9 protein-coding genes are annotated in these 11179 nt (G+C 65.6%); 4 read left to right on the forward strand and 5 right to left on the reverse strand.

Features of this window, described 5'->3' with window-relative positions:
• Nucleotides 1–143: 143 nt before the first annotated feature.
• Both HGB10_11185 and HGB10_11190 read right to left on the reverse strand, forming a co-directional pair.
• Nucleotides 144–410, reverse strand: coding sequence for a hypothetical protein (locus HGB10_11185; protein NTU72364.1), 267 nt, complete (start codon nt 408–410; stop codon nt 144–146).
• A 40-nt stretch (nt 411–450) separates the two neighbouring features.
• A complete protein-coding gene (locus tag HGB10_11190; GenBank protein ID NTU72365.1) occupies nt 451–924 on the reverse strand; it encodes a DUF4405 domain-containing protein in 474 nt (157 codons plus the stop codon).
• A 190-nt stretch (nt 925–1114) separates the two neighbouring features.
• Between HGB10_11190 and HGB10_11195 the strand changes: the two genes are divergently transcribed.
• The 3 genes from HGB10_11195 to HGB10_11205 all read left to right on the forward strand — a co-directional run bounded on the left by HGB10_11195 (nt 1115) and on the right by HGB10_11205 (nt 5638).
• Nucleotides 1115–1687, forward strand: a complete 573-nt coding sequence (locus tag HGB10_11195; protein NTU72366.1) for a hypothetical protein — start codon at nt 1115–1117, stop codon at nt 1685–1687.
• Between the two features lie 220 nt (nt 1688–1907).
• Nucleotides 1908–5123 (forward strand): GAF domain-containing protein, encoded by a 3216-nt coding sequence (locus HGB10_11200; GenBank protein NTU72367.1) that lies wholly within the window; start codon nt 1908–1910, stop codon nt 5121–5123.
• Nucleotides 5124–5125: 2 nt separating this feature from the next.
• Nucleotides 5126–5638, forward strand: coding sequence for a GNAT family N-acetyltransferase (locus HGB10_11205; GenBank protein NTU72368.1), 513 nt, complete (start codon nt 5126–5128; stop codon nt 5636–5638).
• A gap of 6 nt (nt 5639–5644) precedes the next feature.
• On the opposite strand, the gene HGB10_11210 is transcribed toward HGB10_11205, so the two are convergent.
• Both HGB10_11210 and HGB10_11215 read right to left on the reverse strand, forming a co-directional pair.
• The gene (locus tag HGB10_11210; protein NTU72369.1) at nt 5645–6988 is read right to left on the reverse strand and encodes a M20/M25/M40 family metallo-hydrolase; all 1344 of its coding nucleotides are present in this window, start codon (nt 6986–6988) and stop codon (nt 5645–5647) included.
• Nucleotides 6989–7015: 27 nt separating this feature from the next.
• Entirely contained in the window at nt 7016–8365 is a 1350-nt protein-coding gene (locus HGB10_11215) for an anaerobic C4-dicarboxylate transporter (GenBank protein ID NTU72370.1), read from the reverse strand.
• Between the two features lie 235 nt (nt 8366–8600).
• Here HGB10_11215 and HGB10_11220 point away from each other — a divergent pair, with 235 nt between their 5' ends.
• Nucleotides 8601–9176 (forward strand): rubrerythrin family protein, encoded by a 576-nt coding sequence (locus tag HGB10_11220; GenBank protein NTU72371.1) that lies wholly within the window; start codon nt 8601–8603, stop codon nt 9174–9176.
• Nucleotides 9177–9233: 57 nt separating this feature from the next.
• Here HGB10_11220 and HGB10_11225 read toward each other — a convergent pair whose 3' ends face one another.
• Nucleotides 9234–11123, reverse strand: a complete 1890-nt coding sequence (locus HGB10_11225) for an FtsX-like permease family protein (GenBank protein ID NTU72372.1) — start codon at nt 11121–11123, stop codon at nt 9234–9236.
• Nucleotides 11124–11179 lie beyond the last annotated feature (56 nt).

The following is an 11179-nucleotide window of genomic DNA, read 5'->3' on the forward strand; positions in this document are numbered from 1 at the left end:
GGGCTCGAGGGGTTGCGTGGGGGTGGTGTCGGTGCTGTCGGTCATCTCGCTACTCCTTCTTCCGGGGGTCCGCCGGCCTTCTGGCGGCGGATGGTGTCGTGCGGGCCTTCTCAGGTGTCGGGCGCCTCAGCGCGCCCGCGGTATTAGTGACCGGGCGCCATACCGGTGGTGGCGTGACACGTCGAGGCGGTGCAGTTGGTGCGCGGACACACGAGCGTGCCCGACTGCGCGACGTTGCTGGTCGAGACCACACCGGTCGTGATCGCTGTGGCAGCCGGAGCGGTCGTCGTCGTGCCCACGGCGAGATCGGCGACCTGCACGCCACCGAAGATGGCAAGTGCCGTCAGTGCGGTGGCGACAATCACGGCTGCCGCGTTCTTGAGCGATCTGTCTGCGCTTGAGCGGGACATGACTCCTCCTGGGGTCGGGGCGGGCGGTTGGATCAAGGCTCTATCGGCCGGCCTCGGTCGTGGGGCGATTCGCCGGCGCCGGCTGCCCGGCACCAAGGACGCGCGCCACCCAGCTGGCGTGTAGCACGAAGTGCGTGCCGAGCAGGAAGACCGTCGTGTCGGCGGTCACGGCGTGCAGCGCGACCCAGATCGCTCCCGGCGTCACGGCGAGTCCGAATGCCGCAAGCGCGACCTGGGAGACCATCAGGCCGGAGAGCATGACGGCGACGGTCGAGACGAAGAGCAGGATGTCGACCACGAGGTTGACTCGGGAGGCATGCATCAGTCGGTCGATGAATGTACTGGCAACGCGCACCGTCCACTCCCAGTTGATGATCAGGTGAAACAGGAGTGGCACGATGATCGCGATGCTCAGCCACTCGTGAACGGCAAGGCCGGTCCAGGCCGGGTTGTACGCTGCGAGAAGCGCTGCGAACATCGCGACGTCGAGCGCGAGGCGGGTCTTGGCGGTCATGGCTGTTCCTCTCGGTTCGGTCCGGCCGACAGGATCGGCGCGGCTCTCGGGTCTGTTGTCAGGCGTGTGGTGCGATCGGCTCTCTCTCAGCCTCGCGCTCGCGCATTGCGACACAACTCCGAGGGGGTTACGGTTCCGTAATGTGGCGCGCGGCAGGTGCGTCGTTTGCGATGGCAGCCCGGGAGGCCCCGTGACCGAGACCGCACGAACCCCACTCGATGCGATGGCGTTGCTCCTCGCCGAGCAGGGCTTCACGGTGGGTGCGTCATCGATCGGACGACTGAGCATGCTCGCTACGCGCAAGGTGCGCGGGCTGGGCCCGTTCTTCCCCGTGAGTGAGTACTTCTGGGTACACGACCTGAGCGCGCCGCTGCCGGGCGATGCGGGCTTCGAGCGACTGCACGAGGACGCTCGCGAGTTCGTCGAGTCGCGCTTTAGCCTGCCGCGTCCCCTGCGCTACCACATCCCGAGCACCGTCAGCATCGGTCTGTCGACCACCGGCTTCGCCCCGGCCGACATCGAGTTCGCGACGACGTCGAAGCTGCGCTCCCAGTTCTACGGCGGCGAGAAGAACTCGGCGTACCTCATCGATCTGAGGAGCGGCGAGATGCACTCGGCCGGTACCGAAGCGACGCCGGTGCGCTACGGCGGAACGATCGTGTCCGGCGTCAATCCGACGAATCGGGCGCTGTGGCTCGTCGAGGACCTCGCGCGTGACCTGATGGCCAAACGGCCACTCGGTAGCGGCCGCTTGGCGACGTAGGTCGCAAAGTGGGTATAAACCCCTTCGCGACGCCCCGTTGAGGTGTGGAAGGGTGTCGCATATGCCGATAGTGGTGTTGGACGCCGGGGACTGTCGGCGAGATGCCTGGGGGTTCGCAGGATGAGGCGACCGTGAGCTTCTCCATAGCGACATCGCAACAGCGTTTCATCGCTGAAGCCCCCCCGCACCTGACGCCGTCGGCAAAGGGTCGGAACCGGTCATGAACCCGCGTCTGGATACCAAGTCACCGCCCGCCGATCTGGGTGGCGAGATCCTGCTCCGACGTATGCTCGACACGGCGCCATGCCTTATCGGCATCTTCGACTTCTCGAAGCAGGCCTACACCTACGTGAACCACGAGGTGTCCGAGTTTCTGGGGCTGGCCCCCGACGAGCTGCGCGATCTTGGCCCGGATGCGTTTGCTCGGTTCGTACACCCGGACGACCTTGGCGGGCTCGTCGCACACTACGCCGCCCTTCAGGCGCTCCCAGCCGGCGACGATCGTACGCTTGAGCTCGTGTTTCGAGCGCGTGCGGCCGACGGTGAGTGGCGCTGGCTCCACAGCAGAGACGTCCCGTTCGCTCGCGATGAGTCCGGCGTCGTCACGATGATCCTGGACACCACGCAGGACATGACTGAATTCAGGGCGGCTCAGGCCGCGGCGATGCAGGCGCGGGACGCTGTTCGGGAGCTCTCAGATCGCCAGGAGGCGATTCTCGAGACGATGCCCGAAATCATCTGCGAGCTCGGCCCCGGGCAGGTGTGCACGTGGCTCAACAGCGCCGGCCTTGAATTCTTCGGCGAGGATCTCGTGGGCAGTCGATTCCCCGAGTACGCAGCCAGTCACGCGTCGGACTGCTCTGAGGTCGATGCCGTCTTCGTCGGTACGTCGAAGGATGCTTCCGCCGAGTGTTGGCACATCAATACGACCGGGGAGACCCGTCTACTCTCATGGCACTTCAGAGCGCTTGATGCGGAGGCGAACGGCCTGCACGTACTTGCCGTCGCCAGCGACGTGACCGAGAGTTCTCGCCATGCAGCACTGGCAGAGGCGAGACTGCGGCTCAACGAGTACGCATCCACTCACGAGATGAAAGACCTTCTGCAGGAGATTCTTGAAGAGGCGTGCCGATTCTCATCAAGCGAAATCGCATTCCTCCACTTCGTCGATCACGACCAGCAGAGCCTCTCGCTGCAGACCTGGTCTCGCGGGACGCTGAAGGGCGCGTGTGCTGCTCCGACGGCTTCGTCGCATTACCCGGTGACCGAAGCCGGCGTATGGGCCCAAGCCCTGCACGAGGGTGCGCCCGTGATCCACAACGACTACGCGAGTGTGCCTGCCAAGCACGGCCTTCCCGAGGGCCACGCCCCTGTGATCCGTGAGCTTGTCGTCCCCGTGTTCAGGGATGGGCTGGTGGTCGCGCTCCTCGGAGTTGGGAACAAGCCGACCGACTATATGCCCTACGACGTCGAGATGATCGACTTCTTCGCTGACACGGCGTGGAACCTCGCTGAGCGCAAGATCGCCGAGACCGACCGGCTGGAGCGCGAGAACCGTCTGCAGACGCTCCTGGACCACGCGCCGTATGGTGCGCACATCTACGAACTTGAGTCCGACGACCGACTCGTGTTCATGGGCTTCAACGACCGCGCGGAGCAGATGCTCGGAATCGACCACTCCGCGCTCGTCGGATCAACTCTCGAACAAGCGTTTCCGGGCAACGTTGGCACCGAGACGCCCGAGGCATACCGTCGGGTCGCTCGCGAAGGCGGAACATGGGAAGCCGAGCAGCTCGCCTACGACGGCGATAAGATCGCCGGCTCGTTTGAGGTGTACGCGTTCTCCGTCGGCCGCAATCGAGTCGCGGTGTTCTTCCGTGACATCACCGAGAAGCGCCGACTCGAGATGGCGCTGCGCGTGAGCGAAGAGCGCACTCGTGCCCTGATCGAGCAAGCGAGTGACGGGATCTTCGTTGCCGACGAGAGTGGGCGATACCTGGAAGTCAACGACCGCGGATGCGAACTGCTCGGGCTCTCGCGCGCGGAACTCATGCACTCGAATGTCTCCGATGCGGTGATTAGCGGAGAGCTGAGCACGTCACTGCCAGACTTCGAGCACCTCGAGATAGGCGCAACGCTGGTTGAGGAAGTCGCGATCACTCGCGGAGACGATAGGTCGACGCTGTTCGTCGAAGTGAGCGCCAAGCGGCTCCCGGACGGCAGGCTCCTTGGAATCATGCGCGACATCACCGAGCGGACCTCTGCCGAGCGTCGGCTGCGCCGAGCCACGCGTGCCCTGCGCGCTCTGAGTGCGTGTAACGAGACGCTCGTGCGTGCCGACGACGAGCAGCGGTTGCTTGAGGACGTGTGTGCTATCGCCGTGGAGCAAGGCGGCTTCCGCATGACCTGGGTGGGATACGCCGGCTACGACGAGAACCGCTCGGTCATTCCCATGGCCTCGGCAGGTCACGTCGATGGCTATCTCGACGAGGCGCAGTTCAGCTGGGCGGCCGACATCACCCATAACGGACCTCCCGGCAACGCGATACGCACCGGCAAGCCCTTCGTCGTGCGCTACATGGACTCCGACCCGATGTTCGCTCCGTGGCGCGATCTCGCCGCAACACGCGGCTACGCCTCAGTGGCGGCCCTCCCGCTCATCTACTCGAGCGGCGAGTGCTTCGGAGCGATTATGTTCGTGGCCGGGGACGCATCCTCATTCGATGACGACGAAATGGAACTGCTCGCCGAGCTGGCCAACGACCTGTCCTTTGGCGTCGACACGCTTCGTGGACGAACGGTGCGCGCCCAGATGGAGGCCAACCTCCTGCGCTCCAACGAGCAACTCGAGGGCATTCTCTTCAGCCTGACCGAGGCGATGGGGCGCATCGTCGAGGCGCGCGACCCGTACACGCAGGGCCACGAGGAGCGCGTCGCGATCATCGCCAAGGCAATCGCCGCCGAGATGGGCCTGCCCGACGAGGACCTCGAGGCCGTGGCCGTCTCGGCGATGGTCCACGACGTCGGCAAGCTCGCCGTACCCGCCGAGATACTCACCAAGCCCGGCCGCCTGACCGACATCGAGTTCGCACTCATCAAGGAGCACCCGCAGACCGGCTACCAGATCCTCAAGGACATCTCGTTCCCGTGGCCGGTGGCAGACATCGTGTTGCAGCACCACGAGCGTATCGACGGCTCGGGCTACCCGAACGGACTTGCGGGCGATGACATCCTCACCGCTGCGCGCATCATCGCAGTGGCCGACGTCATCGAGGCCATGGCCTCGCACCGCCCCTATCGGCCGGCACTGGGTATCGCCGAGGCGGTCGCGGAGATATCATCGGCGGTCAACAAGTACGACCCCGCTGTCGTTCACGCCTGCCTCGAGCTGTTCGCCTCCGGCGAGCTCGCGGCAATGGTCGAATCGGAGACGTAGACATGGATCACCCGGTACTCACAGGCGAACAGGTCACACTGCGCGCGCTCACCGAAGACGATCTGCCGGCGCTGCTCGACATGCTGCTGCAGCCGGGCGTCGCCGAGTGGTGGCCTGGCTACGACATGGCGCGGCTGCGCGTCGATGCGCTCGACACGCCCGAGACGACATCGCTTGCTGTCGAGGCCGATGGCGCGTTCGTGGGCCTCGTCATGTACACCGAGGAGCAGGACCCGTACTACAAGCACGCCAGCATCGACATCACGCTCGATGCGCGGCTGCTCGGGCGGGGGCTTGGGACCGACACGCTGCGCACGGTCATCCGCTACCTCTTCGAGGGGCGCGGACACCATCGCATCACGATCGACCCCGCACTCGCCAATGTGCGCGCCATCGCTGCGTACAAGAAGGTCGGCTTCAAGCCGATCGGCGCGGTGCGCGAGTACGAGAAGGGCGCCGACGGCACCTTCCACGACAACCTGCTGATGGAGATGCTTGCGGGCGAACTGCAGTAGCGGCCGCTACCCCTCGGCGAGCCGCTCCATGAGCAGCACCTGCGCGACGATCATGCGCTCGATCTCATCGGGGTGGACGCTCTCGTTAGCGCCGTGGATGTTGGCAGGTGCGTCCTCGGCGCCCCACAGGATGAACTCTGCGCCCGGCGAGGCCTTCATGAGCGTCTCGAGCAGCGGGATCGACCCACCGCTACCCACCTGCGAGACGTCGGTGCCGTAGGCCTCGGCGAGTGCCGACTGAGCCGCCGCCATGCCCGGACCGCCGGTCGGCGCCTTGAAGGCGTCGCTCGCCTTGACGTCCTGCACGTCGATCTTCACGTTCCACGGCGCCGCTGCGCGCAGGTGCGCCTCGAGCAGGTCGAGCTCATGACGCGGATCGGCGCCGGGGGCGATGCGCATCGCGACCTTCGCCCGCGCGGACGGGATCAGCACGTTGCCCGCCTCGGCGACACTCGGCGCGTCGATGCCGATGACGCTGATGACCGGCTTGCTCCACAGCTTGGTCGCGATCGAGTCGTCGCCGATCACATCGACGCCCGGGAGCATCGCGGCCATCTGGCGGTAGAGCGGCTCGGGGTAGTCGGCGCCGGGCCAGTCGAACTGCATCGCACCGGCGACGGCTGGGTTACCGGCGTCGTCTTGAAGCGACGCGAGGATGCGGATGAGCGCCATGAGCGCGTCGGGAGCCGGACCGCCGAACACGCCGGAGTGCAGCGGGTGGTCGATGGTGTCGACCTGCACCGTGCACTGGACGTGGCCGCGCAGCATCGTCGTGAGCACCGGGATCCCGCACTCGATGTTGCCCATGTCGGCGACGATGATCACGTCGGCCTTGAAGCGTTCCGGATGCGCCCCGACGTAGGCCTCGAGGTGCGACATTGTCTCCTCTTCGCCCTCGATGATGACCTTCACGCCCACGGGCGGTGCACCATCAAACGCCATGAGCGTGCCGGCGTGGATCGCCACACCGCTCTTGTCATCGGCAGCACCGCGCCCGTAGTAGCGGCCGTCGTCCTTCTTGGTGAACACGAAGGGGTCGGTGGTCCATCCCTGCTCCATCGGCGCCGGCTGCACGTCGTAGTGCGCGTAGAGCAGCACCGTCGGCGCGCCTTCGGGTCCGGGGATGTCGCCCCAGACGGCCGGGTAGCCGCCACCCTCGAGGTCGAGTTCGGCCGCATTGGCGAGCCCGGCGTCCTTCATGATGCGGATCACTTCCGCGCGAGCAGCGTGCACCGGCTCGGCAGGGAAACCGGGAAACGCGCAGGATGCGTGACCAACGAGCTTGCCGAGGTCATCGATGACGGTGGGCATCGCGGCGCGAACAGAGGCGCGGATCTCATCGGCGGGCATGGGATGCTCCTAACGGACGGTTGATGGCTAGAGCACGACAGACTGGATGAGCAGCCCCACTCCGACGGCCACGACCGTCGTCACGAGCAGCGGGATCATGAACGAGTGGTTCAGGACGTACTTGCCGATCTTGGTCGAGCCGGTGAGGTCGGTCTCGACGCACGCGAGCTGCGACCCGTTGGCCGGCAGGAAGTACACGCCGCACAACGCCGACCACATCGCGACGATCGCTCCCACACCCAGACCCGGCAGCGCCAGCCCGATGGGCACGATGGTGTTGGTGGTCGCCGACTGGCTCGTTGTAAGCGCGGCCATGATGAAGACCGCCAGCGCGAACGCGAGCGGCACCACCGCCACCGCACTGCCAAGTGCCGCGACGATCTGCGTCTGGTAGGCGTTGATGAACGTGTTGGCAAGCCACGCGATACCGAACAGCGCCACGATTGCAGTCACACCCGCCGAGAACACCGGCTGCTTGAAGATCGCGCTGACCTTCGTCTTACACAGCAGCAGGATGAGCAGTGCGACCGTGAACATCGTCAGCTGAATCGCGACGGTCATGTCGATGGGGACAAGCGCACCGTCGGCGCCGGTGGGCAGCATCGGCTTGAGCGCCGGGATACCGCCGATGAGGATCACGAACGCTACGCCTGCCAGGAAGATGAAGGCCGAGTTGCGCGCGCTGGCCGGCAGCGGCTCTTCAGCGACTGCCGCGCCGTCGGCGCCGGTCGCAACCATGTGGGGCGGCTTCACGAGGCCGTCGGCCAGACGCTGCTGGTAGACGGGGTCGTTGGCGAGGTCCTTACCCAGGCGCATCGATACGAGCGAGCCCACAACAATCGCAACGAGCGACGCGGGGATCGTGATCATCAGAATCTGATTGAGCGTCATGCCTTCGGGGCCGACGAGTGCGAGCATCGCTGCCATCGCAGCGGACACAGGGCTTGAAGTGATGCCGAATCCGGTCGCCACCGTCGAGAGTGCGAGCGGACGCTCGGGCCGGATGCCGTTCTCGTAGGAGACCTCGTAGATCACGGGGATGAGCGGGAAGAAGATGTTACTGGTCCCCGCCCCCACCACGAACGCGTAACTGACCACCGGCGCGATGATCGTGATGTACTTGGGGTTCTTGCGGATGATCTTGGCCGCGATACGCACCATCCAGTCGATGCCTCCGGCAGCCTGCATCGCCGAGGCTGCGGTGATGACTGCGAGGATGATGAGCATCGCCGAGCCGGGCGTCGAACCCGGCGCCAGACGGAACCCGAACACCAGGACCGCGACGCCCACGGCGCCCCAGATTCCCAACCCCATGCCCCCCATACGGACGCCCATGAAGATGGCGCCGATGACGACGAGCAGCTGCAGCAGAAACATGATGTTGCCCAAGAGGACCCCTCCGTCTTCGCCCGGATATGGACGTGGCTCACACAAGCTGCGCTCGCTCGAACGCGCTGCTTGGAGAATACCCCACGACCGTCTCGGCTATGCGAAAGTGGTGGAGGGAGCAGCGAATCCGCGTTGCTTCACGTGCGATACGGTTTCAGCGTCGCCCAGAAGGGAAAACCTAACCCACGTACAACAGAATGTCCCCGACCCGAAAGGAGCCCGCATGCCGAGCATCAAGGGCACGCAGACCGAGTTGAATCTGCTCAAGTCGTTCGCCGGCGAGAGCCAGGCGCTCAACCGCTACACCTACTTCGCATCGGTGGCCAAGAAGGAAGGCTTCGAGCAGATCTCGGCACTGTTCACCGAGACGGCCGACAACGAGAAGGAGCACGCGAAGGTCTTCTTCAAGTACCTCGAGGGCGGACCCGCCGAGATCACGGCGACCTACCCCGCCGGTAAGATCGGCACGACCGCCGAGAACCTGCTCGCCGCGGCCGAGGGCGAGTACGAGGAGTGGAGTGAGCTCTACCCCGAGTTCGCCCGCGTAGCCGCCGCCGAGGGCTTCGACGACATCGCCGAGTCCTACCGCAGAATCGCCGATGTCGAAGCGCATCACGAGAAGCGCTACCGCGAGCTGCTCGAGAACGTCAACGGCTTCAAGGTCTTCAAGAAGGACGGCGTTGTGTACTGGAAGTGCCGCAACTGCGGTTTCGTGTACGAAGGTGCGGAGGCCCCGTTCGAGTGCCCCGCCTGCCATCACCCGCAGTCGTACTTCGAGATCCTCGCCGAGAACTACTAGGCGCTACGCACCACCGTCACGACACGACGCCGGTCGCACCACGCGGCCGGCGTCGCGCTATTCCATCACCTTGGTGGCCTCGGCCAGGTCGAGACGGAAGATGCGGCGCACCGGGGGTATCTCGGAGAGCAGAACCACCACGAGGATCAGCAGACAGATCTTCACAATGCTCTCGGGGTAGATGTGTGCGCTGAGCTCGAACGCCTCGAGGTCGAAGCTGCCAAACATCGCATCCGTAGCCATCATTCCGAGCCAGAGCCCCAGCGGGACTGCGGCGATCGCGATCGCGAGGTTCTCGATGGTGATCATGAGAGTGAGCCGCACGTTGTCCTCGCCGATCGTGCGCATCGTCGCGATCTCGCGCGTCCGCTCCGTCACGTTCGCGGTGAACGTCGTGAACACCACGACGAACGCAAGCGCCGACCCAAAGCCCAGGAGCACCACCCCGAAGAAGTCGAACAGCTCGAGCCACGTGCGCATCTGCTCGACGTAGTCGGCCTTGATCTGCACCGACGCGGCTCCCGAAAGATCGTAGATCTCGTCTCGGATGTGATCGGCCGCCTGCGGGTCGACGTTGAGATACAGCGCGTTGTAGCTCGTGGCCGCCGTCCCGGTGAGCCGCGAAACCGCATCGAGCGAGAGGAACGCCGGTTGCCCGAGCATCTCGTCGGAGAGCGCTCCCACGCGAAGCGAGACCGGGTCGTCGACGAGCGGCGAATCGACCTCGACGCGCTCCCCGGGAGTGACCCCCAGCCGCTGAGCAGTCGCCGCCGACAGCACGAGGTCACCGGCGAGCAGCGCGTCGGACGGGGCCGCTCCCCCTGCGGGGTGGAATCCATGGAAGTCGGCGTCGGGGTGTGCCGCGGTGATGAGCACGTCTTCATCGGCGCCACCGGCTGACATCGTGACCGGCAGCATGAGTGCGACCTGTACGCGTTTCACACCGTCCATCTCACGGACCTCGGCGATGCGGTCGCCCCCGAACGGCGCGTCGAAGGCGGCCACGATGTCCCAGCGCTCGATGTCGGTGAACGCCTTGTCCATGATGTAGTCGATGGAGTCGAACATCGCCACAGTCGCCACGCACAGCACCATCGCGAAGGCGATTCCGAGCACGGTGTAGAACGTGCGCCGCTTGGCTCGGAAGAGGTTTCGCAACGGCACGCGGAACGTGAACGACCGCGGCAGTATCGGCGAGAGAAGCCGCTCGAGGACGGGGATGCGCCCGCCTGCGAGCGAGGCGTTGGGATCGGAGTGCATCGCGATCGCCGGGGCGAGCCGGGCTGAGCGCCAAGCGGGCATCGCGGCGGCGGCCACGCACGAGGCGACGGCGAGCGCGATTGCCACGAGCGGCACGAGGGGGTAGAAGCCGCTCGTCATGAACGGCAGCCCGAGCATCGAGACGTACATCGCTGCAACCCCTTGAGCGCCCCACAACCCCAGAATCACTCCGAGGATCGACCCGCACGCTGCCACGAGCAGCGCGATGGTGAGGTAGTGGGCGAGAATCTGCCCATCGGTGTAGCCGAGCGCCTTGGCCAGCCCGATCTCGCCGCGCTGCGCAGCCACCAGCCGCGAAAGCGCGATGAACAGCGACATCGAGCTGATGGCGAGAACGAGCGCCGGCAGCGAGCGCGCCATGATGCGATTCTGATCGAGCTCGGACTGCAACCCCGCGTAGCTGGGCATGTCGTCGCGCAGCGTCGTGGCATCAAGCACGTAGGGACGCAGCTCATCCTCAATCGCATCGGCCAGCCGCGTCAGGTCGGTGCCCGGCTCGGCGCGCACGGCGACATTGGTGCCCGAGTGCGACGTGCGGAACAGGTACTCGATGCCCTTCTCGGTGGTGTAGACGATGCCGAACGTGCCGGGCGCAGGCAACGTGCCCTTGTTCTGCATCGCGTAGAGGTTCTCGGGGTCGAGGCCTCTCCCGACGAGGCCCGCCACCTGCTGAATTCCCGCAGGCGGGACCTGTTGGCCCTCGAAGACGCCAACGGCAACGT

Source organism: Coriobacteriia bacterium, from assembly GCA_013334745.1.
Taxonomy (GTDB): domain Bacteria; phylum Actinomycetota; class Coriobacteriia; order Anaerosomatales; family JAAXUF01; genus JAAXWY01.

Bases quoted from the DNA above. Each gene is read 5' to 3' on its own strand.
- HGB10_11185 (NTU72364.1), bottom strand. From the start codon at position 410: ATGTCCCGCTCAAGCGCAGACAGATCGCTCAAGAACGCGGCAGCCGTG.
- HGB10_11190 (NTU72365.1), bottom strand. From the start codon at position 924: ATGACCGCCAAGACCCGCCTCGCGCTCGACGTCGCGATGTTCGCAGCG.
- HGB10_11200 (NTU72367.1), top strand. From the start codon at position 1,908: ATGAACCCGCGTCTGGATACCAAGTCACCGCCCGCCGATCTGGGTGGC.
- HGB10_11205 (NTU72368.1), top strand. From the start codon at position 5,126: ATGGATCACCCGGTACTCACAGGCGAACAGGTCACACTGCGCGCGCTC.
- HGB10_11210 (NTU72369.1), bottom strand. From the start codon at position 6,988: ATGCCCGCCGATGAGATCCGCGCCTCTGTTCGCGCCGCGATGCCCACC.
- HGB10_11215 (NTU72370.1), bottom strand. From the start codon at position 8,365: ATGTTTCTGCTGCAGCTGCTCGTCGTCATCGGCGCCATCTTCATGGGC.
- HGB10_11220 (NTU72371.1), top strand. From the start codon at position 8,601: ATGCCGAGCATCAAGGGCACGCAGACCGAGTTGAATCTGCTCAAGTCG.